Annotated in this window: 19 protein-coding genes; 2 read left to right on the forward strand and 17 right to left on the reverse strand. The window is 64.8% G+C overall.

Going from position 1 to position 23,578, the window contains the following annotated elements:
* Positions 1 to 10 precede the first annotated feature (10 nt).
* Positions 11 to 1,804, reverse strand: coding sequence for an arylsulfatase (locus tag IP68_RS09060; RefSeq protein ID WP_156318008.1), 1,794 nt, complete (start codon positions 1,802 to 1,804; stop codon positions 11 to 13).
* Between the two features lie 164 nt (positions 1,805 to 1,968).
* The gene (locus IP68_RS09065; protein WP_231683855.1) at positions 1,969 to 4,623 is read right to left on the reverse strand and encodes an EAL domain-containing protein; all 2,655 of its coding nucleotides are present in this window, start codon (positions 4,621 to 4,623) and stop codon (positions 1,969 to 1,971) included.
* 121 nt (positions 4,624 to 4,744) lie between these two features.
* On the opposite strand from IP68_RS09065, the gene IP68_RS09070 reads away from it, so the two are divergent.
* The gene (locus IP68_RS09070; protein WP_231683856.1) at positions 4,745 to 5,632 is read left to right on the forward strand and encodes an oxygenase MpaB family protein; all 888 of its coding nucleotides are present in this window, start codon (positions 4,745 to 4,747) and stop codon (positions 5,630 to 5,632) included.
* Positions 5,633 to 5,637: 5 nt separating this feature from the next.
* Here the strand turns inward: IP68_RS09070 and IP68_RS09075 are convergent, their stop codons facing one another.
* The 3 genes from IP68_RS09075 to IP68_RS09085 form a co-directional block, all read right to left on the reverse strand.
* Entirely contained in the window at positions 5,638 to 6,510 is an 873-nt protein-coding gene (locus IP68_RS09075) for an S-methyl-5'-thioadenosine phosphorylase (RefSeq protein ID WP_054134645.1), read from the reverse strand.
* Positions 6,511 to 6,576: 66 nt separating this feature from the next.
* Positions 6,577 to 7,602, reverse strand: coding sequence for an SO2930 family diheme c-type cytochrome (locus tag IP68_RS09080; RefSeq protein WP_231683859.1), 1,026 nt, complete (start codon positions 7,600 to 7,602; stop codon positions 6,577 to 6,579).
* Positions 7,599 to 8,804 carry a parallel beta-helix domain-containing protein gene (locus IP68_RS09085; RefSeq protein WP_054134646.1) on the reverse strand — a complete coding sequence of 402 codons (1,206 nt, stop codon included), beginning with the start codon at positions 8,802 to 8,804 and terminating at the stop codon, positions 7,599 to 7,601. The genes IP68_RS09080 and IP68_RS09085 overlap by 4 nt, the downstream gene beginning before the upstream one ends.
* A 57-nt stretch (positions 8,805 to 8,861) precedes the next feature.
* Here IP68_RS09085 and IP68_RS09090 point away from each other — a divergent pair, with 57 nt between their 5' ends.
* Entirely contained in the window at positions 8,862 to 9,332 is a 471-nt protein-coding gene (locus IP68_RS09090; RefSeq protein ID WP_335617685.1) for a DUF2147 domain-containing protein, read from the forward strand.
* A gap of 192 nt (positions 9,333 to 9,524) precedes the next feature.
* Here IP68_RS09090 and IP68_RS09095 read toward each other — a convergent pair whose 3' ends face one another.
* The 12 genes from IP68_RS09095 to IP68_RS09150 form a co-directional block, all read right to left on the reverse strand.
* A complete protein-coding gene (locus IP68_RS09095) occupies positions 9,525 to 9,866 on the reverse strand; it encodes a hypothetical protein (RefSeq protein WP_054134648.1) in 342 nt (113 codons plus the stop codon).
* Positions 9,867 to 9,969: 103 nt separating this feature from the next.
* A complete protein-coding gene (locus tag IP68_RS09100; protein ID WP_150126378.1) occupies positions 9,970 to 10,608 on the reverse strand; it encodes a TetR family transcriptional regulator in 639 nt (212 codons plus the stop codon).
* Positions 10,601 to 11,467, reverse strand: coding sequence for a crotonase/enoyl-CoA hydratase family protein (locus IP68_RS09105; RefSeq protein ID WP_054134650.1), 867 nt, complete (start codon positions 11,465 to 11,467; stop codon positions 10,601 to 10,603). The genes IP68_RS09100 and IP68_RS09105 overlap by 8 nt, the downstream gene beginning before the upstream one ends.
* 62 nt (positions 11,468 to 11,529) lie before the next feature.
* Positions 11,530 to 12,312: an SDR family NAD(P)-dependent oxidoreductase gene (locus tag IP68_RS09110; protein ID WP_054134651.1), complete on the reverse strand. Its 783-nt coding sequence runs from the start codon at positions 12,310 to 12,312 to the stop codon at positions 11,530 to 11,532.
* Between the two features lie 176 nt (positions 12,313 to 12,488).
* The gene (locus tag IP68_RS09115) at positions 12,489 to 13,661 is read right to left on the reverse strand and encodes an acetyl-CoA C-acetyltransferase (RefSeq protein ID WP_054134652.1); all 1,173 of its coding nucleotides are present in this window, start codon (positions 13,659 to 13,661) and stop codon (positions 12,489 to 12,491) included.
* Positions 13,662 to 13,874: 213 nt separating this feature from the next.
* A complete protein-coding gene (locus IP68_RS09120) occupies positions 13,875 to 15,302 on the reverse strand; it encodes an aldehyde dehydrogenase family protein (RefSeq protein ID WP_054134653.1) in 1,428 nt (475 codons plus the stop codon).
* A 108-nt stretch (positions 15,303 to 15,410) separates the two neighbouring features.
* Complete coding sequence (locus IP68_RS09125) at positions 15,411 to 16,703, reverse strand: cytochrome P450 (RefSeq protein ID WP_054134654.1); 1,293 nt, start codon at positions 16,701 to 16,703, stop codon at positions 15,411 to 15,413.
* A 4-nt stretch (positions 16,704 to 16,707) separates the two neighbouring features.
* Positions 16,708 to 18,246 carry an acyl-CoA synthetase gene (locus IP68_RS09130; protein ID WP_054134655.1) on the reverse strand — a complete coding sequence of 513 codons (1,539 nt, stop codon included), beginning with the start codon at positions 18,244 to 18,246 and terminating at the stop codon, positions 16,708 to 16,710.
* A gap of 228 nt (positions 18,247 to 18,474) precedes the next feature.
* A complete protein-coding gene (locus tag IP68_RS09135; protein ID WP_369814842.1) occupies positions 18,475 to 19,068 on the reverse strand; it encodes a M23 family metallopeptidase in 594 nt (197 codons plus the stop codon).
* Between the two features lie 496 nt (positions 19,069 to 19,564).
* Entirely contained in the window at positions 19,565 to 20,029 is a 465-nt protein-coding gene (locus tag IP68_RS09140) for a peroxiredoxin (RefSeq protein WP_054134657.1), read from the reverse strand.
* A gap of 33 nt (positions 20,030 to 20,062) precedes the next feature.
* On the reverse strand, positions 20,063 to 22,759 hold the full coding sequence (locus IP68_RS09145) for a bifunctional [glutamine synthetase] adenylyltransferase/[glutamine synthetase]-adenylyl-L-tyrosine phosphorylase (RefSeq protein WP_369814848.1): 2,697 nt from the start codon (positions 22,757 to 22,759) through the stop codon (positions 20,063 to 20,065).
* An 87-nt stretch (positions 22,760 to 22,846) separates the two neighbouring features.
* Complete coding sequence (locus IP68_RS09150) at positions 22,847 to 23,491, reverse strand: sigma-70 family RNA polymerase sigma factor (RefSeq protein ID WP_054134659.1); 645 nt, start codon at positions 23,489 to 23,491, stop codon at positions 22,847 to 22,849.
* Positions 23,492 to 23,578: the final 87 nt, after the last annotated feature.

A 23,578-nucleotide genomic window follows, 5' to 3' on the forward strand; every position in this document is an offset into this window, starting at 1 on the left:
AGGTGCGGGGTCAAGCGGGCCGCGCGCGCCCCCGCCCCCGCACCCACCGCAGCACGCCATACAGCAGCGCCATCAGCACCAGACCCAGTCCGGCGAGCACCCACCAGTAATGCACCGCCATCTTCTTGAGCGTGTTGATCCCGATCTGCTGGGTGGAATCATAGCCTGCAGGCATTTCGAGCACCCCGTTGCGCTTTGCATAAGCGCGGTAATCGGCCATCAGCTCGGCGAACCTGGCGGGCTCAGCCTTGCTGAGATCGCGCGTCTCGCCGGGATCGCTGGCGATATCGAACAGCCGCCACCGGCCATCGCCATAAGGCTTCAGGTTGCGCACCAGCTTGTACGCTCCCTTGAACAGCGCTGCGTTGCCCGACACTTCGAACCCCACCGGCACGTCGGCAGGGCGCACCGTATCGCTGTCGCCGCTGAGCAGCGGCACCAGCGATGCACCGTCAAAGGCATCGGCGCTCGCGGTGCCGCCCGCCAGCGCCAGCAGCGTCGGCGCGATGTCGCTCACCGTCGTCATCGCCGAGCTGGGCTTGGCCGGCACGATGCCCCGACCGGCCATGATCATCGGCACATGCAGCCCGCCCTCGCTCGCGTAGAACTTGAACATCGCGCCGGGGGATGCGGCGGCATTGGCGAATTCGGGGCCGATAAAGCCATAGGTCCCCTTCTCCCCCCAATTGTCCGCCGACACGCTGTAGCCGTTGGCGCGGGTCCAAAGCTCCATGCTGCGTGCGCCCGCCATCGGGTTGCTGGGCTCCGGGCCATTGTCGGATGTGAACACGAACACGGTATTGTCATACTGGCCGGTGCGCTTGAGGTGCGCGATGAGCCGCCCGACATGATGATCCATCGCCTCGATCATCCCGGCGTTGATCGCCATATGCCGCGCGAACAGCGCCTGCTCTTCCGCGCTCAGGCTGTCCCACTCACGCAGGCCTTCGGGTGGATCGGCGAGCGGCGCGCCCTGCGGGATCAGCCCCATCGCCTGCGCGCGCTGCCAGCGAGCGGTCCGCATCGCGGCCCAGCCCTGGCCATAGGTATCGGCGTATTTTCGGGTGAACTGCGCCGGGGCCTGCACCGGAATGTGCACCGCCTGAAAGCCGATATAGGCGAAGAACGGCTGATCGGCCGGGCCCGTTCCGAGATAGTCGACCATCTGATCGACCAGAAAGCGCGACGAATAGAAGTCCTTGGGCAGGCTCGCGGGCTTGCCGTCCTCGAACCACGGCGCGGTCTTGTAATAGGGCATATAGGACTTCTGTTCCCAGTTGTCCGCGCCCGAGGCATCGAGAATGAACGACCGGTCGAAACCGTGATCGCCCGGCAGGTCGCCCGCGCCATGGCCGAGATGCCATTTGCCGGTCATGTAGGTGCGATAGCCCCGCGCCTTCAGCCGCTCGGCGATCGTCGTCACGCCGGGTTCGAAGCGCAGCGAATAGCCGGTCTTGCCGATATGCTCGGCCGGGATCACCTCCTGGATCGTCGAGACGCCGGTGCGGTGATTGTCGAGCCCCGTCAGCAGCATCGCGCGCGAAGGCGAGCACAAGGGCGAGCTGTAATAGCGGGTGAACATCCGCCCGCGCTGCGCCAGCGCATCGATATTTGGCGTGTTCGCCTCGCCGCCGTAAATCCCCAGATCCATCAGCGCGAGATCGTCCGCAAGCAGCACCACGAAGTTGGGCGGCGCCGCAGCGGTCGGGGCGACGGGGGCCGGTGCTGCGCCGGGCAGAGCGGCGCGCGGTGCCGTTGCGGCGAACGCGACCGAGGCCGCACCCAGCCCGGCGATCGCCCACATGGCCATTTTCCGTCGGATGCCCGCCAAGCCTCATCTCCCGTGCCGCTGGTCGAAGATTATTTTGGCATAGGCTATGACACATGATCGGCAAGCGCAAGACCGACGCGACGGATGGAGTTGGCGGGTCGGGACAGGCATGGCGCGCCCGCAGGAGCGCCGCGGGGTCAGGCGCGCAGCAGCTCGGGCAGCCCGGTGGATATCTGCGGCGGGGACGAACGGCGGAACTTTTCAAGGCTGATCGGCAGTTCGAATTGCAGTCCGGTGCAATCCTCGACCGACCATCGCGCCACCGCGCGGACCTTCAAGTTGACGCCCAACGCCACCTCGAACTCGGTACCGGGCGGCACATCCCAAAGCCCCTCGATCAGCGCGCCACCGGGCGAGATGTTCTTGATGCGCGCGGGGTAGCAATAGCCGTCATGATGGATGCCGATGGTGCGCAGCACCTTGTAGCGCGTTTCGCGGCTGTGCTTGTGGCCGATCGGTTCGACATGGCTGTCGACCCCGGCGAGCCGCTCGTTGGCTTCCTTGAGGCCCAATGGCTTGCCATAGATATAGCCCTGGACATGGCTGCAGCCCAGCGAGCGGATCAATTCGAGCTCGTCGATGGTCTCCGCGCCCTCGGCGGTGGTTTCCATGTTGAGCGCTTCGGCGAGCGAGACGATCGAGCGGATGATCGCGCTGTTGGCGCTGCCCGATTGCGCCGCTCCGCGCACGAAGCTCTGGTCGATCTTGATCTTGTCGAACGGCGCGGTGCGCAGATAGCCCAACGCCGAATAGCCGGTGCCGAAATCGTCGAGCGCCAGCCGCACGCCGATCGCCTTCAGCCGCTCGAAGATCCGGGCGGCGTCGAGCTTGTCGTCGAGGAACACGCTTTCGGTGATTTCCAGCTCCAACCGCTCGGGTTCGAGCCCGCTTTGCGCAAGCGCATTGAGCACGATCGCCGGGAAGGCGGGATCGGCAAACTGCATCGGCGAGACGTTGACCGCGATGCGCACCTGGCGCGGCCAGGCTGCGGCATCGGCGCACGCGGTGCGCAGCACCCATTCGCCCAGCTGCATGATCAGGCCCGATTCCTCGGCAATCGGCACGAACACGCCCGGGCTGATCGGGCCACGCACCGGATGCTCCCAGCGCGCCAGCGCCTCGAACCCGCTGATCGTTTCGGTCGCGACGTTGACCACAGGCTGATAGGCGATGCTCATCCCACCCGCCTGCAGCGCGGCACGCAGCTCGCCTTCCAGCGCGCGGCGTTCATGCGCGACCTTGTGCATGTCCTCGCTGTAGAACTTCCAGATGCCGCGCCCGTTTTCCTTGGCGGAATAGAGCGCAAGGTCGGCGTTGCGGATCATCGTTTCCGCGCCCGAGACGTGGCGGCCATCGGCAATCGCGATGCCGACCGAGGCACCGATGACGATCTGGTTGCCTTCGACCATGTAGGGATGGCTCAGGTTCACGATCACGGATCGGGCGATATCCGCCAGCCGCTCTTCGCTGATGATGCCCGGCAGCACCACCTGGAACTCGTCGCCGCCCAGACGGCCGACCTCGCCGCTGTCGCCGATGGTGCGCTTGAGCCGCTCGGACACCTGCTTGAGCAGCGCATCGCCGATAGGGTGGCCCAGCGTATCGTTGACCTGCTTGAAGCGATCGAGATCGAGCAGGAACAGCGAGCACGGATTGGGCTCGCCGCGGTGGCCGACCAGCGCCTTTTCGAACAGTTCCTTGATGTACAACCGGTTGGCAAGGCCGGTCAGGTTGTCATAGCGCGCCAGCTGGGTCACCGCCTCGTGCGAGCGCTTGACCTCGGTCAGGTCGGTGCCGTGGCCGCGGAAGCCCACGAACTGGCCGAATTCGTTGTAGAACGGACCGCCCGAAAGCGACCAGGCGCGCTCTTCGGCCGACTGGGCGACATGCACCGCCAGATCATTGAACGCGGTGCGCGCGGAGAAATGGAAGTTGAACGTCCGCTCGCTGCCGCCACCTTCGGCGCCAGGCGAGCAGATCACCGAGCTCAGGGGCTGGCCGATGATCGTGTCCGGATCGGCCTCGATCGCGCTGATCGCCTCGTGGCTGATATAGACGATGCGGCCGTGCCGGTCGGTTTCCCAGAACCAGCCGCGGCCCGATTTCTCGTAATCGGACAGCAGGCAGCGCGCGCGCTCGTTGTTGAGCTTCTGCTGGTCGACCTTGGCCTCAGCCTCATGGTCCTCCTTGCTGCGGATCAGCGCGACCAGCAGCATCGCGGGCAGGAACACCATCGCGCCAATCATGAACTGAAGCTCGCCACACGCCGCAAGCACCCCGGCGGCGGTCGACGCGCTGGCCAGGAACATCAGCATCCTGTGCGGCACCAGCACCACCAGAGAGGGCAGCAAGGCGCCGAGCAAGGCGATCAGCCCGAACAGCTCTCCAACCGGGCCCAATGTGTGCGAGATGCTGAGCAGCGCAAAGGAATAGGCGGCCGACGACAGGCACACCACCCAAGCCAGCATCCGCGGAAACCGCACCCCGGCAAGCTGGCGCGCGCGCGTGCTGACCGAGGGCAGATAGATCAGGATATCGATGACGATCGACACCAGAATGGCCATCACCAGCGGGAGCGAAACGTCACTGAGTGCGAAACCGCCCGCGACGACGGTGATCGTGAGCGCAAGTGTCCTGACACCAATGACGATCGGCCACAGCGCACAGATGGCGAGCAAAGACACCGCCGAAATCGGGTTGATCCCGCTCAGCCTTTCGACCGCGCCCTGACTGCGACGTTGAATCGTCGGCGCTTCGGCAGTTTCTTGTGGTGACTTCTTCTGTCCGAACATGCCAATCCGCATAGCGCGTGGCGATTAGCAAAGCGTTACCGATGGCCTCGCAACGGGGATAGAACCGTGTAAAATCCGGCGTTCCAGATGCGGCAGCAGGCAGACGGGATCGATTGGCAAATTGCGCCGCAGCCCCCATATTGCCGACATGCAAACGCTGCGCGACTCCATCGGCACAGAAATCCGCAGAATCTTCGCCGAACCCGGCGGCAAGGTGATCGAGATTTCGCGCACGGACGAAGGTCTGTTCGGGGTGGATTCGGTGTGCTGGCAGGTGCATGGCGATGTGACCGCGATGATGATCGGCGGCATTGCCTCGTTGCTGCTGCAGATGCTCGAGCCGCGCGTGCTCGCCGGGGTCTGGGACCATTCGGTGTTCCGCCAGGATATACGCGGCAGGTTGCGCCGCACCGCCGCGTTCCTTGCGCGGACGACCTATGGCGACAAGGCGCAGGCGCTGGGCGAAATCGCCCGCATCCGGCGGATCCACGATCACGTTCGCGGCACCCTGCCCGATGGCACGCCCTATGAGGCCAACGACCCGCAGTCCTTGGCCTGGGTGCATGTCACCGAAAGCCTGTGCTTCGTCGAAAGCTTCATCCGCTATTCCAGGCCGCATATGTCGATGCGCGATCGCGACCGGTATTTCGACGAAATGGCCGAGGTCGGCACGCTGCTGGGCGCGGACCCGGTGCCGCGCACCTATCGCGCGGCGCAGCGATTCATCCGCGATGCGCGCCCGACGCTGCGTTTTGACCAGCGCACCCGCGAGATCGCCGACCTGTTGCTGAACCAGCCACCCGCAAGCCCGCGCCTGGCCCCGTTCCATCACATGACGATGCAGGCCGGGGTCGATCTGCTGCCCGGCTGGGCGCGATCGATGCACGGGCTTTCGATCTCGCTGCCCGCCCGGCTCGCGGTGCGCGGCGGCACCACGGGCATGGCGGCAATCACCCGCTGGGCGCTGTCGCAGGGCAGTACGACGCGGAGCGCATCCGCCTCGGCCTGAGCCGGTCAGCGCGCGCGCAGGGCCCGTCCGGCAACCGCATCGAGCTGCGCCAGCACCCTGGGATCGCGCGCATCGGGCGCGGTGATCAGCGCGAAATCGAGACAGGTGTCGATCGGGCTCGCTGCCCGCTGTTGCGGCAGGGACCTGGCCAATTCGATCACCAGTTGCCGCGCTTTGGCCGAATTGCTGTTCATCTGCGCGATGATCGCACCCACCTCGACATGCGCCTCGCCCTCGCGCCAGCAGTCATAATCGGTGACCATGCCGACCAGCGCGTAAGGCAGCTCGGCCTCGCGCGCCAATTTCGCCTCGGGCATCGCGGTCATGCCGATGACGTCGCAACCCCAGGCGCGGTACATATGGCTCTCGGCGCGGCTGGAAAACTGCGGGCCCTCCATCGCCAGATAAGTGCCGCCCTCGCTGACCGGCGCCCCTGCAGCGCGCGCTGCGGCGGCGGCAAGACCCGACAGCCGCGGGCATACCGGTTCCGCCATCGACACATGCGCGACCATGCCGGTGCCGAAGAAGCTCTTGGTGCGGTTGACGGTGCGGTCGATGAACTGGTCGACGATCACGAAGCTCCCCGGCGGCAGCTCCTCGCGCAGCGATCCGATCGCGGAGATCGCGAGGATATCAGTGCAGCCGGCGCGCTTGAGCACATCCACATTGGCGCGCGCGTTGACATCGGTCGGGCTGATCCGGTGGCCCCTGCCGTGGCGCGGCAGGAACACGAAGCGGTGGCCATGCAGGCTGCCGATCACCACCTCGTCCGATGCCTCGCCGAACGGGCTGTCGATGCGGATCGCCTGCGCGCCCTCCAGCCCATCGATCGCATACAGGCCCGATCCGCCGATCACGCCAATCGTCCACTCGCTCATCGGTCCCGGCCGCTTTTCTGCTGTATCTGCGCGATCGACTAAACCACGCCCGCAAGGGTGCAAACCCTATTTCGCGGGGAGCGACGAAATCCATTCACGGATCAGCGCGACCCCCTCGTCATGCACCAGCGATCGCCCGACCTCGGGCATTGCGATACCGGGCTCGGTCGAGCTCATCCGGTGGACCATGATCGAGCGATCGGGATCTCCGGGCGCAATCGCAAAGTCGTGCCCGCCGCTGCCGCGGCCTGCGGCAACCGGGCGCTTGTAAAGACCGGTTGCCACCGGATCGCCCGCTGCGCCTGCATTGAGGAAGAGTCCGGAGTTGCTCGCGGACCCTTGCGGATTGTGACAATGCGCGCAGTTGATCGCGAGATAGGCGCGCGCGCGGGCATCGAGCGACCCGGTGCCGGCATTGTTCCACACCGGCGCATTGCCCAGCGACGGCGGTCCCTTCCAGTCGGTCCGGCTGCGCAGCGACGCGGCCGCCTTTCCGGTCAGCGCCATGTTCGCGGCCACTGGCCCGATCGGCACCACAGCGCCGCTGCGCGCATGGCATTCCTTGCACTGGTTCTTGTTGGGCACGGCATAGCTGATCGGCTGCGCTTTCCCCGATGCCCGGGGCACCGTGACCGTCAGACGCGTGCCTGCCAGCTTGAGCTCTGCATCGGACATATCCGGCTTCCAGACATAGGGTAGCGCCTCCCAGCCCGATGCCCGGCGCAGCAGCACCCGGGTCTCGATCGGGCGGAACGCGGCCCCCTCGCCATAACCGAAGGTCTTGATCAGCGCGCTGCCGACGGGAAAATCGAGCGCGCCATTGGCATCTGCGCTGATCCGCGCCGAAGCGGGGACGTAGATGAACCGCTGCTTTTCGGCATAGTCGGAGAACAGCGGCGTGCGCAGGCTGTAACCGATCAGCTGGTCCGAGGGCACGGTCACCCCCTGCCCGGTGAAGAAGCCGAATTCGGACAGCGTGCGCGGATAGCCCGCATCCTGTATGGCGCTATCGGAGATGCTGCCGGGTACCGGCGCGGCGCTCGCCAGCGGACCTGCGCAGGCGAGGGCCAGGGCAATGCGCCGCAGCTTCACTTGATCGCGGCCTCCATCGCCTCGGGCATCACGATTCTGGGCAGCCGGGGCGCAGCATCGCCGGTGAGCTTGGCGAGCGCGGGCTGCGCGGTCTCGATCGGTTGGTCGGACCGGGTGAGCCCCAGGTTGAGCACCGGAACGTCGTCGCTGGAGACGATGCTGGCCTCCGCCCCGCCGACGCCATCCCAGATGATCGGAGGGACGCTGCCGCCGAAGGCCGCGGCTAGCATTTCGCCCCCTGCAAATTGCGGCGCAAAGCCGGTCTTGCCATGCGCATTGTCGCTGATCCGCACATTGCGCACGCTGGGCTGGTATTTCGCGTCGTCGTACTTCTGGCGATAGCCGATGACCATGATGTTGGACGAGCCATTGCCGTCGAAGACGTTATCGAAGATTTCGATGTCGCGATTGGCCATCACCATGATCCCGGTGCCGCTGGGCACGCTGGCGACGATATTGCCCTTGGGCGCGAAATTGGGGGTGTCGTTTTCGGCGACGATATTGTCGAACACGCGAACATTGTGCCCGCCCTGCTGGGGCAGGTTGGGCAGATCGAACACCAGGATGCCGCCGGTGTTCTTGGTGGCGACGTTGTCATGGACGTCGGCGTTGAAACAGTTTTCGATCTCGATCCCCGCCACGTTGAAGCGCGCGATGGAGTTGCGCACCACGATGTTGCGCGACTGGCCGACATAGATGCCCGCATCCGACGCGCCGATGACCAGCACCGAGTCAACGAGCACGTTTTCCGATTCCACCGGATAGATGCCATAAGCGCCGTTGGTTTCCTTCGGCCCGCCGGTCCATTCGACCCGGATGTTGTGATAGACGATATTGTCCGCGCCCTTGGACTTGATCGCATCGCCCTTGCTGTCTTCCACCGCGAAATCGCGCAGCACGACATTGTCCGACGTCACCAGCAGGCCCTCGCCCGCCGCCAACTGGCCGGCGAAGCTGAGCACCGACTTGTCCGGCCCCGCGCCCTTGACGGTGACGCCCGCGATATCGAGCGACAACCCATCGGTCAGCGCAAACCGGCCTTCGCCCAGCTTCACGACATCGCCCGGCTGCGCGACGATCAGCGCCTCCTGCAGCCGCTCCTGCGCGCCCGGTCCCGCCGCGACGGCGATGTCCCTTGCGACCAGCGGCGTCGATGCGACACACGCCATCAGCGCGATTGCTGCTGCAAATTTCCGCTTCATGCTTTTCCTTCCCCGCGTTATCACCGGAACCGGCGATGCCGTTCTGGTGCCCGTCTGATGCGGGCCGAGGGTGGAAGGCTAATCCTATTCCAGGTGGAGAACAATATGCGCGTTTTCGCTTCTGTCGCAATTCTGGCTGCCGGCACGCTGGCCCTGGCGGCCCCTGCTTTTGCCGCAGAGTCCATCACCGGCCGGTGGCATACGGTGGACAAGCGTGCGCTCGTCACCATTGCGCCCTGCGGCGCAACTTTGTGCGGCAAGATCACCCGGCTGCTGGAGCCTCCCAAGAGCGGAGTGACCACGGACGTCAAGAACCCCAATCCCGCGCTGCAGAAGCGCAAGCTGGTAGGGCTCCCCATCCTCAGCGATTTTGTGGCCAACGGCGACAAATGGCACGGCAAGATCTATGATCCCAACACCGGCAAGACCTATCGGTCCGTCGTTTCGGCAGCAGGCGGCGGGAAACTGAATGTCGAAGGGTGCGTTTCGGTGTTTTGTCAGACCCAGGTCTGGACCAAGGCCAAGTAAAACGGCGCGAGCACTTGCGTAACAGTCGATTCGGCCTGTTACATTATGGCACGACAAGTGTCATTAAACGGTAACATTGATGTATTGAATGGCGGGCCGGTACGTAACTTGCCTCAAAGCCGCGACCGACCCGCCTCTTCCCGCCTGCTCCCGGTTGCGACCCGGCAGGCATGAAGATTCCGCTATAGCGATTCAGTTCCGGGCGGGATCGCCCTCCGGGCGCAGCAGCGCTTGCTCGTTGACGAAACGGTCGGCCTCCCACAGCAATGATACCGTGCTGCGCAATCCGTGCTTGTCGGACCGCCAAAAGCCGGCATCGCGCAGCTTTACTGCCAGCGCACGCAGTTTCAGCCGCGCATCCGCCACTTCCTCGAAGCCCTGGCTGTCGGCGGCGACCTGCAAAGCGGCGCGCAGCCGCGCGGTGGCCGCCTCGAACGCCTGCTGCTCGCTCAGGCTCACCGTCGCGGGACGCGGGGTCTCCGTGGCAAAGGGCGACGCGTGATCTGAATTCGAAAGGGGGGCGGATGTGTTCATCCTCCCCGTCTACGGAATGTTTCCGGTGATTGTAAGTTTATTACCGTAAAACGAACTTATGTAACCAACAGTTCATCCGATGTTCAGCTGATACCGGTGTCTTTCAGCCCGCGTCAGCGCGCAGCAGACCCGGCATGATGATGTCGAGCGTGTGATCGGCATAGTCGTCGCGCATCTGCTCGGTCATCTCGCTCTGGCCATAGCAATGCTGCAGCACCAGCCGCGCCGAGAAGAACCGGTCGGCAGCGCCGGTGACGGTGAAATAGAACAACTGCGGATCGATCGGGCGGAACACCCCCTTCTGCACGCCCTCATCAATCAGCCGCGCATAGGCGGCCGAGATGGGAAGCAGGTAATCGTCCGCGATCTTGCGCGAAACATCGGGCGAGGCATCGCGCACCAGCCGCATCAGCAGCCGGTTGAGATAGGGGAAGCGGAAATAGGTGCCGATCACCGCACGGATATGGACGCGCAGCTTTTCGTCGGGCGCAAAATCCTTGGCCACCAGCGCACCCAGGCTGTTGACGATGTTGCGCATGTCGCGTTCCAGCAGCGCCAGCATCAGGCCCTGCTTGTTGCCAAAATAATATTTGACGAGCGCGCTGTTGAGCCCCGAGCGCAGCGACAGTTCGCTCAGCGACAGGTCAACCGTGTCGCCATCGCGCATGATTTGGCTGGCCGCTTCGATCAGCTGATCACGGGCGTTGCGTTCGCCATCGGGAGCCTGTGGCGCGTCATTCATAATCGGGTTCATCCCACCATGGATAGAAACCCGGCATGTCGGATGCAACCCGGTCTGGATAAGTCGCGGCGCGCTTCTCGAGGAAGCTTGCAATGCCTTCTGCCGCGTCGCCCGATCGCGACCGGGTGTAGATCGCCCGGCTGTCGATGCGGTGCGCATACATCGGGTGCGGCGCGGAAGGCAGCCGCCAGAGCATCTCGCGCGTCAGCGCCACCGAGACCGGCGCGGTGTTGTCGGCAATCTCGCGCGCCAGAGCGGTCGCTGCGGGGATCAGGTCCTCGGGGGCATGCACCGATCGCACCAGTCCGCCTGCCAGCGCTTCCTGGGCATCGAACACCCGGCCGGTCATGCACCATTCGAGCGCTTGTTGTTGCCCGACCAGCCTGGGCAGGAACCACGAGGACGCAGCCTCGGGGACGATCCCGCGCCGCGCGAAGACGAAACCGAACCGCGCGCTGCTGGAAGCAAGCCGCATGTCCATCGGCAATTGCATCGTCGCACCAATACCCACCGCCGCGCCGTTGATCGCACCGATAATGGGCTTGGTGCACTGGAACATTCGCAATGTCAGCCTGCCGCCGCTGTCGCGCACGCGCTCGTCAGACAGGTCGGTGACCGCTTCGTCGCTGGAGAACGGTCCGCCGCCGCTGTCGGGAGTCAGGTCCGCTCCGGCGCAGAATGCCCTGCCCTCGCCGGTCACGATCACCGCGCGGACGTCGTCATCGGCGTCGATCCGGTCCAACGCGTCGATCATCTCGAGCATCATCGTGCCGGTAAAGGCGTTCATCTTTTCGGGACGGTTCAGCGTGATGGTCGCAATGCCGTCATCAACCGAATAGCGGATGGTGGTGTAATCCATTGCGATCGCCCTTCCCGAAAAGACACCCCGCCCGGCGTGAACCGGGCGGGATTGTTGAGGTGTCAGCGCGGCGCCATGCGGATGCCGCCATCGAGACGCACATCTTCACCGTTGAAATAACCGCATTCGATCATCGTCATCGCCAGCTGCGCATATTCTTCCGGATTGCCCAGACGCTTGGGGAACGGCACCGATGCGCCCAGCGCATCCTTGACCGGCTGCGGCGCGGCGGCAAGCAGCGGGGTGTTGAAGATGCCAGGCAGGATGGTGTTGACGCGGATGCCCTCGCCGGAAAGGTCGCGCGCGATCGGCAGCGTCATGCCGACAACGCCGCCCTTGGATGCCGAATAGGCCGCCTGGCCGATCTGGCCGTCTTCTGCCGCCACCGATGCGGTGTTGACGATCGCACCGCGATCGCCATCGGGCAGCGGGTCGAGCGTCATCATGCCCGCGGCCGACTTGGCGATGCAGCGGAACGTGCCGACGAGGTTGATCTGGATGATCCAGTTGAACGCATCGAGCGGGAAGTGCTTGATGCTGCCGTCGTCGCGCGAGCGGCTGGCGGTCTTGATCGCGTTGCCGGTGCCTGCGCAATTGACCAGGATACGCTCCTGGCCGATGGCAGCGCGCGCCTTGGCGAAGCCTGCGTCGACGCTGGCATCGTCGGTCACGTTCACTTCGCAGAACACGCCGCCGATCTCGTTGGCGAGCGCGGTGCCCTTTTCTTCCTGCAGATCGAAAATGGCGACCTTGACGCCCTTGGCGGCAAGCGCGCGGGCCGTGGCAGCGCCAAGGCCCGATGCGCCGCCGGTGACGACCGCGGAAATGGTGGAATCGAGAATCATGAAGTGTCTCCTGGAAATGTAATCAATCTTCAGTCCTCCCCTGACCGGGGAGGTGGCAGTCCGCAGGACTGACGGAGGGGCAACGGGCTCATGCCGACATTCGCGACCGCGCCTGGACGTTTCCCCTCCACCGCTCTGCGGTCCCCCTCTCCGTTCCGGGGAGGGTCAATCAGGGCTCAGCTCAGCCGTTCGATGATCATGACATTGGCCTGGCCACCGCCTTCGCACATCGTCTGCAGGCCGTATTTGCCGCCGCGCGTTTCCAGCGCGTTGAGCAAGGTCGCCATCAGCTTGGTGCCCGATGCGCCGAGAGGATGGCCCAGCGCAATCGCGCCGCCGTTGACGTTGAGCCGGTCATGGCTCGCGCCGAGGTACGACAACCACGCCAGCGGCACCGGCGCAAACGCTTCGTTGACTTCGTACAGATCGATGTCGTCGATCTTCATCCCCGCCCGGTTGAGCGCGCGCTCGGTGGCGAACAGCGGTTCTTCGAGCATGATCACCGGATCACCCGCGGTCACCGATACGTGGTGGATACGCGCGCGCGGAGTCAGACCATGGTCTTTGAGCGCCTGTTCGGACACGATCAGCACCGCCGAGGCGCCATCGCAGATCTGGCTGGCATTGGCGGCGGACAGCAGCCCGGTTTCGGAGATCCGCTTGACTCCGGCGATGCCTTCGAGCGTCGCATCGAAGCGGATGCCCTCATCGACCTTATGCCATTCCTTGCCCTCGGGAGTCTCGATCTCGAGCGGAACGATCTCGTTGTCGAATGCACCCGCCTGGGTGGCGGCAGCCGCGCGGCGGTGGCTCTCGAGCGAAAAGGCGTCGATCTGCTCCTTGGTCTGGCCGTGCTTCTTGACGATCATTTCGGCGCCATCGAACTGGCTGAACATCACGCCGGGGAAGGCCTCTTCCAGCCTTGCCGACTTGTAGTTGCCCATGCCCGCCTTCATGTAGAGCACTGCGGTCGAGCCCATCGGCACGCGGGTCATGCTTTCGATGCCGCTGGCGAGCACGATGTCCTGCGTACCGCTCATCACCGCCTGCGCGGCGAACTGCATCGCCTGCTGCGACGAACCGCACTGGCGATCGATGGTGACGGCAGGGATGCTGTCGGGCAGCTTGGATGCCAGCACCGCGTTGCGGCCCAGATCCATCGTCTGCTCGCCGCCCTGGCCGACGCAGCCGGTGATGACGTCGTCGATCGCCTTGAGGTCGAAATCGTTGCGGCTGCCGATGGCATCGAACACCGCTGCGCCCAGATCGACCGGGTGGATGCCCGCAAGCCGTCCGCCGCGACGACCACCTGCGGTGCGCACCGCATCGACAATATATGCATGAGCCATGAATTTCTCTCCTTGGAACCAGGGGACCGGGCCACCCTTGGGCCCGAGTCCGTCGTGGATTTAACCGTTCGATTAAACAGCGTTGCGCCTGGCGTCAACGATAAGGTCAATCGCGGCCCATCTTCATCACCCCCGCGAAGGCGAGGGCGCATCGATCGCCCAAAATCTGCAGCAGAGCCTCTCCCCGGAACGCGCCCGGGGAGAGGGTTTCTATTACGCCACTGCTTTCTCGCGCTTTACGGTGATCACCTGCGGATAGGTGAACTCGAGCAGGCCTTCCTTGCCATATTCTGCGCCGAAGCCCGACTGCTTGTGCCCGGCGAAAGGCGCGAAGGGCGACAGGTGGAGGAACTCGTTGACCCACACGGTGCCGGTTTCGAGCTGCTCGGCAACGCGCACGCCCTCTTCGGGATTGCTGGTCCAGACAGCGCCAGCCAGGCCGTAATCCGAGGCATTGGCGCGCGCGATCGCTTCGTCGACAGTGGCGAACTTCATCAGCGGCATCACCGGGCCGAACTGCTCCTCGGCAACGATCCGGGCATTTTCGGGCGGGTTGTCGAGGATGGTGATCGGCACGTAATAGCCGGGCACCGAGGGATCGTGATCGCCGCCGACCAGGAACTTGTAGCCATTGTCCTTGGCATCCTGGATCAGCTCGAGCACGCGCTCATACTGCTTCTTGTTCTGGATCGGTCCGACCGCCGTGCCCTGCTCGGCGCCATCGCCGACCTTCACATGGCGGGCGTATTCGGCGATCGCGGCGGACAGCTCGTCATAGATATCCTCGTGGATGTAGATGCGCTTGGCCGCAACGCAGATCTGGCCGGCGTTGGTGAAGCTCGACCAGAACAATTGCTCGGCCACCTTCTTGACGTCGGCATCGGGCAGCACGATCGACGCGTCGTTGCCGCCGAGCTCGAGCGTGATGCGCTTCAAGTCCTTCGAAGCCGATTCCATCACCCGCTTGCCGGTCGCGGTCGATCCGGTGAAGGTGACCTTGTCGATATCGGGGTGCGAGGTGATCATCGGGCCCAGATCATCGCCGCCGGTGATGACGTTGAGCACGCCTGCGGGCACTTTGTCGGCGACCAGTTCCATGATACGGAGCGTCGCCAGAGGGGTGAACGGCGAAGGCTTGAGCACGATCGTGCAGCCCGACAGCAGCGCAGGGACAATCTTCTGGACCGCCATCATCACCGGGAAGTTCCACGGCACAATGCCGCCGACCACGCCCACCGGAACGCGCCGGGTGCGCGACAACCGGGTCTCGCTGTCCTCATTGATCTCGTCTTCCAGGCTCAGCGTCGACTGGGCTGCGGACATCGCTGCGGCGCCATAGATCTCGCCGGTGGCCTGCGCGTGCGGCTTGCCCTGTTCGCTGGTCAGCAGACGCATCAGCTCGTCGGCATTTTCCTTGATCGCGGCGGAAATCTTCATGATCACCGCACGGCGATCCTCGATCGGGGTCTTGGACCAGGTCTTGAACGCGGCACGCGCCGCGGCGACCGCACGGTCCAGCTCTGCCTGGCCGCAATCGGGCACCTGGCCGATCACCTGCTCGTTGGCGGGGTTGACCACGTCTATCCACTTGCCGGGCTTTTCGAGCTTGCCGTCGATGAGCACGCTATATTGCTGAACCATGAGATGTTCCTTTCCTGTGAAGTGTTTTCATATGGGCTTTGGCCGCGAGGTTACATCGCCACCCGGCCGCAAGCCACTATCTATTCGTCCGCCGATGCACCTGAGCGCTCAGCTTGCAACAAAGCGGATCGGAAGCGTCTTGGGCCCGCCGACAAAGGTGCTGGAGGCGCGCTGCGGGGTGCCCGCAAGCTCCACCGATTCGACCCGGTCGAGCAGTTCCTCGAACAATATCCGCATTTCCATCCGCGCCAGATGCAGCCCCAGACACTGGTGCACCCCTGCGCCGAACGCGACATGCCGGTTGGGCCCGCGCGCAGCATCGAACCGGTCGGGATCATCGAACACGCGCTCGTCGTGGTTGCCTGAGACATAGCACAGCATCAGCCAGTCATCCTTGGCGATGGCCTGTCCGCCGATCTCGCAATCCTCCGCTGCGGTGCGCATGAAATGCTGCACCGGCGTCGTCCAGCGGATCGCTTCCTCGATCAGCCCGGGCAGCAGGCTGCGGTCGGCCTTGATCCGGGCGAACTGCTCGGGATCGTTGGCCAGCGCCCACATCGCGCCTGCGGTCGAGGCCGAGGTGGTGTCGTGTCCGGCGGCAGCGACGATGATGTAATAGCCTGCGGCATTGCGGTCGCTGATCGGCTCGCCATCGATCGTCGCATTGGCGATGACGCTGGCGACATCGTCGCGCGGACTTGCGCGGCGGTCCGCCGCCAGCTTCATGAAATAGCCTTCGAAATCGCGCACCGCATCGACCACGAACTGCATCACCTGCTCCGGTGTCAGGTCGACCGAGCGCGCCCGGTTGAGATCGGGGTCCTCGCCGCCGAACATCTCCTGCGTGAGCTTGAGCATCAGCGGCTCGTCCTCGTGCGGCACGCCGAGGATCTGCATGACGACATGCAGCGGATACAGCGCCGAGACCTGGTGGACGAAATCGCACGCGCCGCCGGTCGCCACCATCGCGTCGATCGAGGCACGCGCGATCTCGCGAATCCGCGCCTCGATGCCGCCAAGGTTCTTGGGCATGAACCAGCTCTGGGTGAGCTTGCGGTAATCCATGTGCTCGGGCGCATCCATGGTCACCAGCGATCGCACCAGATGCGGGCTTCCGCCGGTGATCATGTGGGTGAGCATCTGCACCGCCACCGGGCCCAGCACTACCGACTTGGGCGCGTTGAGAAACCGCGCATTGTCCTTGCTCACCGTCATGATGTCTTCATGCCGGGTGATCGCCCAGAACGGCATATAGCCTTCCGCCTGCACCAGCCCCACGGGCATGTTGTCGCGCGCCCAGCGGAACTTGGTCTTCAGATCGTCCCACTGGCCATAGGCAACCGGGTTGACGATCGCCGATGCGATCTCGGAAGGCAGCGTGGCGGGGGCGATCGTCGCCATGCGATCAACCCTCCGCCAGCGCGCTGTCGGCCTTGGCCTTGGCCCAATATTCGTCGCGCAGCAGCCGTTTGTAGAGCTTGCCGGTCGCGTGGCGGGGCAGTTCGTCGCGGAAATCGATCTGGCGCGGCATCTTTACCCCCGACAACGACTTGCGCAGATAGCCGCTGAGCTCCTCGGCGAGCGCATCGCCGGCTTCGGCCAGATCGAGCGGCTGCACGATGGCGACCACACGCTCGCCCATATCGGGGCACGGCGCGCCGATCACCGCAGCATCCGCCACGCGCGGATGGCTGACCAGCAGGTTCTCGATCTCCTGCGGATAGATGTTGACCCCGCCCGAGATGATCATGAAACTCTTGCGGTCGGTGAGGTAGAGAAAGCCATCCTCGTCGACCCAGCCGACATCGCCCAAGGTTGTCCAGCCTTGCGGATGCGTCGCCTCGCGGGTCTTGGCCGAATCATTGTGATAGACGAACGTGCCGCCGCCCTCGAAATACACCGTGCCCTCGGTGCGCGCGGGAACCTCGTTGCCCTCCTCGTCGCAGATCCGCACGATACCCATCAGCGCGCGGCCGACCGAGCCCTGGTGCGTCAGCCAGTCTTCGCTCGAGATGAAGGTGAAGCCATTGCCCTCGGTCCCGGCATAATATTCCTTGAGCACCGGCCCCCACCAGTCGATCATCGCCTGCTTGACCGGCACCGGGCACGGCGCTGCGGCGTGGATTGCGGACCTGAGGCTCGAGACATCGTATCGGGTGCGGATGTCCTCGGGCAGCTTTAGCATACGGGTGAAATGCGTCGGCACCCATTGACTGACATTGACCTTGTAGCGTTCGATCAAGGCGAGCGCGGCTTCCGGATCGAACTTTTCCATCACGATCACGGTGCCGCCCAATTTGTGCACCGTCATGCACCAGCGCAGCGGCGCGGCGTGATACAGCGGCGCGGGCGAGAGATAGATGCTGTCCGCGCCAAAGCCGAATGCGCCCTGCGCCAGTGCGACCAGCGAATTGCTCGCGGCGATGTCGCCATCCTCGGGCAACGGCAGTCTGACCCCCTTGGGGCGCCCGGTGGTGCCCGACGAATAGAGCATGTCGGCGCCCGCGCGCTGATCGGCGATGGGGGTGTCAGGCAGGCCATCGAGCACCGCCACGAAGCCTGCATCGTCCAGACTGACCACCGGCACATCGGGGCATTGCTGCCGGATGGCAGGCAGCTGCGCAGCCAGAGTGTCCGACGTCACCAGCAGCTTTGCACCGCTGTCCTGCACAATATAGGCGATTTCGTCGGCGGTAAGGCGGTTGGATATCGCCACGAAAATCAGCCCCGAGCGCTGCGCACCCCAAACGACATCGAAATATTCGGCGCGGTTCTCCAGACACAGCGCCACGGTGTCGCCAATGGCCAGCCCCTGGCCGCGCAGATAGTGCGCGATCTGGTTGGAACGGCGATCCAGCTGGTCATAGCTGATCTGGCGGCCCGATCCGGCCATGATGATCGCGGGCTTGGCGCCCTCCGTCCGGGCATGGACCGATGGATGCATTGCGACATTCCCTCCTGTGCAAGGATTTCCTCCACAGGGCAGCATAAGCCGCCCGGGGCGATTCCTGTTGTTGGACGGAGCATCGTTTAATCGTACGATTAAAGCAACGCCAAACTGCGCCTGGCGGACCTCTCAAACGAAAAAAGCGCCGGAAATCCGGCGCCTTTATCGAAATTCTGATAGCTGGCTTGGCGCCCAGCCGCGCGCTTGTTCGGCGGGGCCGCGCACTTATTCGGCGGGACCGCCCTGGGCGACGCGGCTGCCATCACGGATGGCGAGAAGGTAATCGCGCGAGGAGATGAAGGGCATCGGGTTCACCGAGTTGCCGGCGATGCGCACTTCATAATGCAGGTGGCTGCCGGTCGAGCGGCCGGTCGAGCCCATCAGGCCGATGACCTGGCCCTTGGTGACGCGCTGGTTGGGCTGCACCAGGATCTGCGAGAGGTGGCCGTAGCGGGTCTGGATTTCGCCGCCATGGTTGAGTTCGACATACTGGCCATAGCCACCGACCCACTGTGCGCGACCGACGATGCCGTCAGCGGTGGCGTAGATCGGGGTGCCGATGGGGCCTGCCATGTCGACGCCCTTGTGGCGGGCGCGGCGGCCGGCGAACGGATCGGCGCGGAAGCCGTACTGGCTGGTGAGCTTGAAGCTGTCGACGGGCTTGCGCGACGGGATGGCGATGCGGCCGGTGTCGCGATTTTCGAGCGACTTCCAGTCAGCGAAGAGAGCGCGGAATTCGGTGTCCTGAGCGCCGGTGCCGTTATCTGCAGCGGCAGAGGCAATATTCGATGCAACGTCGGCGGAACCATTTTCAGCCATTGCGGGTGACGCAGCGCACAGCAGACCGGCTGTGGTGGTGGTAAGAACCGTTGCGATAATTCTGGTTGCGACCATGAATACTCAGCACCTTTTTATCGGGCAGTGCGTCTGGCCGTTGAGCCCTGGCGCCTGCCCTTCTTTCCCGCAGCCTCAAATGAGACCGGGGTAGAAAAACCAAAAATCGTTGGAACCCCTTCCCTCCGATTTCGTTGAACAATGAGTAGGGGCAAAAGTTTGTGCGCCGCAACCCGTCTCGGCCAATCGCGCGTTGAAGCGTCTGGTTGGCACGTTGAGTCGTTTAATCGCAGGCAAAAAGGGCTGATTTTCGGCATATTGGCTGGTGCAAGCCGACCGGTGATTGGTGAATCAGCACGGGTCGTCTACGCCCATAGCCCTCGTGCGTATTGCAAGAAAACGTCATCCGATGCGCTTTTCGCCGACGAAAACAGCTCGCCCTTGCCGGGCGAGCCGCATGATTCGTGCTTGCTGGGGATGATCAGAGCGCGGTCGCTGCGGCGAGCACCTCGTCGACATGCCCGGCGACCTTCACCTTGCGCCACACCTTCGCCACCTTGCCATCCGTGCCGATGAGGAAGGTCGAGCGGTCCATTCCCATGTATTTCTTGCCGTACATCGATTTCTCGATCCACACGCCCATCGCCTCGGCAAGGCCATCCGTCTCCGCATCACTGGCGAGCGGGACGGTGAGGCCGTATTTTTCGATGAACTTGAGGTGCTTCTTGGGCGGATCCTTCGACACGCCCAGCACCGAGACGCCGGCGGCTTCGAACGCGGGCAGCTGCGCACTGAATTCCTGCGCTTCCTTGGTGCACCCGGTGGTGTCGTCCTTGGGATAGAAATACAGCACCCAGGGTTTTCCGGCGAAATCGCTGGCCCGCACCTCGCTGCCATCGGGCCGGGTGAGCGCCATGTCGGGGATGGTGTCTCCAATATCGGTCATCGTCGTTCCTTTCACTGGTGCGGCTGATGCGGGTCAGCCGGTTGCAAATAATTTCTGCCAGGCCTGTTGAACACCCGCGCGCGCGATTTCGACGTCAGCCATCAGCCCATCCCATGTCTGGCAGCCACAGGCACGCGCGATCAGCACCTGGCTGGCGGGCGGCGGCTCGGCGCAATCGGGCGCCACCAGCCGCAAGGTCACCAGCAGCCGCGTCATCAGATCATGCGCGGCACCCAGCGACGCATCGACCAGCCCCGCTGCGGTCAGTGCTGCCAGCGCCTCGCGCAGATCGGGGTGGAAGGCGGTACGGTGCTGCAACTGGAGCGTGTGGACGATGAATTCGATATCGACCAGCCCGCCGGGCAGCAATTTCACGTCCAGCGGCCCGAGCGGGCGCTTGTGGCTGGCGATATCGGTGCGCATCTTGAGCGCGGCTGCGGCGATCTCGCCCGCGTCGCGCGGGTGATGCAGCACATCGCCGATGATCCCCTCCAGCCGCGCCCGCGCCTCGGGCGAGCCAAAGACGACGCGCGCGCGGCACAGGGCCATGTGCTCCCATGTCCAGGCCTGATCGCGCTGATATTCGGCAAAGCTGGCGAACGACACCGCAAGCAGCCCCTGCGCGCCGTTGGGACGCAGCCGGGTGTCGACCTCGTACAAAGCCCCCGCGGCGGTGGGGACGCTCAGCGCGGCGATGATACGCTGGGCAAGGCGATTGTAGTATTGCGTGCTCCCCAGCGGCCGCCGGCCATCGGATTCCGCGCCGATCTCGCCGCTGAACAGGAAGATGAGGTCGAGGTCCGATGCGTGGGTCAGCGCGCCGCCGCCCAGCCGGCCCAGCGCCAGAATCACCGGCTCGCTGCCGGCGATCGTGCCGTGCACCTGGGTGAATTCATCGACCGCGCAATTGGCCAGCCGGATGATCGCAGCCTCCGCCACCCGCGCATAGCCCCCGGCGATGGCGACCGGATCATGCCGCCCCTCGATCAGCTGCACGCCCAGCGCAAAACGCATCTCGCCCACGCGCACCCGCACCGCATCGAGCCGCTGCTGGTAATCGTCGCCCGGTTCCTCGCGCGACAGCCGCTGGACGATATCCTCGACACAACCGACCAGATCATAGGCGCTGGCATCGATCAGCCCGTCGAGCAGATCGCCGCGCCGCGCCAGCGATTCGGCAAGCGGCGGCGCATGGCTGAGGATATCGACCATCGTCTGCATCAATGCGGGCCGCGCCTGCAGCAGGCGGAAGACGTTGACCGTGCTGGGCAGCTGGCGCAGCAGATCGTCGAACCGGTTGAGCGCGGCAGGCTGATCGGGCGCATCGGCAAAGGCCGCGAGCAAGGCGGGCAGCACCGCCTCGAACGCCTTGCGCCCTGCCGCGCTGCGCAGCGCGCGCACCGCGCCGCCGCGCCAGCCCTGCACCCGCGCGGCCAGCGCCTCGGGCGCCTCGAGCCCGGCTGCGGCAAGCGCATCGGCAAGCAATTCGGGATCGTTGCTCAGCGTGATCGCGGCATCGTCACTGCTCGATCGCTGCGAGGCGATCAGCCCGTCATAGACCCCAGCCACCTCTCCCGTAACGCCCTCCAGCGCGTTAATCATCGCCGCACCATCGGCAAGCCCGTGCAGCCGTGCGACATTGTCGAGCGCCGCCGGATCCTGCGGCAGGCTGTGGGTCTGCTGGTCGTCGACCATCTGCAACCGGTGCTCGAAGGTGCGCAGGGTGCGATAATGCGCCGACAGCATCATGGCCTCGTCCTCGGGCACGATCCCCTGCCCGGCCAGCGCCGCCAGCGCATCCAGCGTCGATCGCGCGCGCAGTGCAGGGTTGCGCCCGCCATGAATCAGCTGGTGCGCCTGGGTGAAGAACTCGACCTCGCGAATACCGCCGCGACCGCGCTTGAGATCGAAGCCGGGGCCGAGCAGCTGGCCCTTGCTGTAATGGTCGCGGATCTGCCGGGTGAGCGCGGCGATCTCGTCGATCGTCCCGAAATCGAGCGATCGCCGCCAGATGAACGGGCGCAGCGCCTCCATGAAATAGGGCCCGAGCACGCGGTCGCCTGCCGCAGCGCGCGAGCGGATGAATGCCGCCTGTTCCCAGGTCAGCGCCTGCGATTCATAATGCGAAAGCGCGGCATCGACCGGGATCGCCAATGGCGTCACCTCGGCGGCGGGGCGCAGCCGCAGATCCATGCGGAAGACATAGCCATGCCCGTCGCGCGCGCTCATCAGATCGATCAGCTGCCGCGCGATTCGCTGTGCGGCATCGGCGGCATCCTCGCGCGCGCGCACCGGAAGCGTCTCGGGATCATAGATGAAGATCGGGTCGATATCCGACGAGTAGTTGAGCTCCTGCCCGCCATGCTTGCCCAGCGCGATCACCGCAAAGCCGCGCACCGGCTCGCCCGGGGTGCGCCTGGCAAAAACATCGCCAAGCGCGCAATCGAGAGCGGCATCGGCAAAATCGGACAGGCAGTGCGTCACCTTGTCGACCCCGATGACGCCTGCCAGATCGGCCACCGCCAGCACCATCGCCAACGCATTCTTGCGGCGGCGGAGCGCCTCGCTCACCGGTGCATCGGCATAGGCTGCCATGATGTCCGCAATCGCTGCATCCACGCCCTGATCGCGCAGCACCGCGAGCGGTTCGGGATGACGCTCGATCGCCAGCGCCAGAAACGGTGAATGCGTGCAGGCGCGGCTTATGGCGTCGGAATATGCATCGGGCATCGTCATGCGACGGGTGCTAACCGCCTGCCCGTGTCTGTGCAATGAGCGATGAGGCGCGCACGCAGCGATCCGCCCCACCTTGCGCCGTTATGCGTCGTCGCCGCCCCGGCCTGGCAGCCCGCCGCTCACCCGGTCGACATCGGCCATGATCGCCGCCATAGGGTCCGCTGTGCGTTCGCCGCGGCTTTCGTTGGTCACCACATCGTCGATCAGCGCGCCGAGGGCAGCGCGACCGCGCGCGACCCGGCTCTTGATCGTCCCCAACGCCACGCCGCAGATCTCGGCCGCTTCTTCATAGGAAAAGCCGCCCGCCCCCACCAGGATCAGCGCCTCGCGCTGGCTTTCGGGAAGCTGCATCAGCGCGCGCTGGACATCGGCAAGATGCAGCTGGTCACCCTGGCCTGCAGGCATCGAGAGGATCCGGTCGGCAACTACGTCGTCCCACTCGGTGGTGAACCGCGCGCGACGCCGCTGCGACAGGAAAGAATTGCGCAGGATGATGAAGGTCCAGGCGCGCATGTTGGTGCCCGCGGCAAAGCGCTCGCGCGCGGCCCAGGCTTTCAGCATGGTGTCCTGCACCAGGTCGTCTGCGACATCGCGATTGCCGCTCAGCGACCGGCCATAGGCACGCAGATGAGGAATCAGCGCAGCCAGCTCCGCCTTGAATGCTCCGTCGTCAAGCGGAGCACCGCCGATTTCCGGCGGGGTATCTGCGGGGGTTTCCGCCGACATCAGTATCTGGCCTGGCCTTCACGCATGGGTTTTACGGGGTGGTGAGCAAGCCGATCGACCCGCGCCACATTGACGCATGTTAACTTT

It is taken from the genome of Blastomonas sp. AAP25 (genome assembly GCF_001295965.1).
Classification (GTDB): domain Bacteria; phylum Pseudomonadota; class Alphaproteobacteria; order Sphingomonadales; family Sphingomonadaceae; genus Blastomonas; species Blastomonas fulva.

Excerpts from the sequence above, each read along its gene's own strand:
- IP68_RS09060 (WP_156318008.1), bottom strand. The coding sequence starts at position 1,804 with ATGTGGGCGATCGCCGGGCTGGGTGCGGCCTCGGTCGCGTTCGCCGCA.
- IP68_RS09065 (WP_231683855.1), bottom strand. The coding sequence starts at position 4,623 with ATGTTCGGACAGAAGAAGTCACCACAAGAAACTGCCGAAGCGCCGACG.
- IP68_RS09075 (WP_054134645.1), bottom strand. The coding sequence starts at position 6,510 with ATGAGCGAGTGGACGATTGGCGTGATCGGCGGATCGGGCCTGTATGCG.
- IP68_RS09085 (WP_054134646.1), bottom strand. The coding sequence starts at position 8,804 with ATGAAGCGGAAATTTGCAGCAGCAATCGCGCTGATGGCGTGTGTCGCA.
- IP68_RS09090 (WP_335617685.1), top strand. The coding sequence starts at position 8,862 with ATGCGGGCCGAGGGTGGAAGGCTAATCCTATTCCAGGTGGAGAACAAT.
- IP68_RS09095 (WP_054134648.1), bottom strand. The coding sequence starts at position 9,866 with ATGAACACATCCGCCCCCCTTTCGAATTCAGATCACGCGTCGCCCTTT.
- IP68_RS09100 (WP_150126378.1), bottom strand. The coding sequence starts at position 10,608 with ATGAATGACGCGCCACAGGCTCCCGATGGCGAACGCAACGCCCGTGAT.
- IP68_RS09105 (WP_054134650.1), bottom strand. The coding sequence starts at position 11,467 with ATGGATTACACCACCATCCGCTATTCGGTTGATGACGGCATTGCGACC.
- IP68_RS09110 (WP_054134651.1), bottom strand. The coding sequence starts at position 12,312 with ATGATTCTCGATTCCACCATTTCCGCGGTCGTCACCGGCGGCGCATCG.
- IP68_RS09115 (WP_054134652.1), bottom strand. The coding sequence starts at position 13,661 with ATGGCTCATGCATATATTGTCGATGCGGTGCGCACCGCAGGTGGTCGT.
- IP68_RS09120 (WP_054134653.1), bottom strand. The coding sequence starts at position 15,302 with ATGGTTCAGCAATATAGCGTGCTCATCGACGGCAAGCTCGAAAAGCCC.
- IP68_RS09125 (WP_054134654.1), bottom strand. The coding sequence starts at position 16,703 with ATGGCGACGATCGCCCCCGCCACGCTGCCTTCCGAGATCGCATCGGCG.
- IP68_RS09130 (WP_054134655.1), bottom strand. The coding sequence starts at position 18,246 with ATGCATCCATCGGTCCATGCCCGGACGGAGGGCGCCAAGCCCGCGATC.
- IP68_RS09135 (WP_369814842.1), bottom strand. The coding sequence starts at position 19,068 with ATGGCTGAAAATGGTTCCGCCGACGTTGCATCGAATATTGCCTCTGCC.
- IP68_RS09140 (WP_054134657.1), bottom strand. The coding sequence starts at position 20,029 with ATGACCGATATTGGAGACACCATCCCCGACATGGCGCTCACCCGGCCC.
- IP68_RS09145 (WP_369814848.1), bottom strand. The coding sequence starts at position 22,759 with ATGCCCGATGCATATTCCGACGCCATAAGCCGCGCCTGCACGCATTCA.
- IP68_RS09150 (WP_054134659.1), bottom strand. The coding sequence starts at position 23,491 with ATGTCGGCGGAAACCCCCGCAGATACCCCGCCGGAAATCGGCGGTGCT.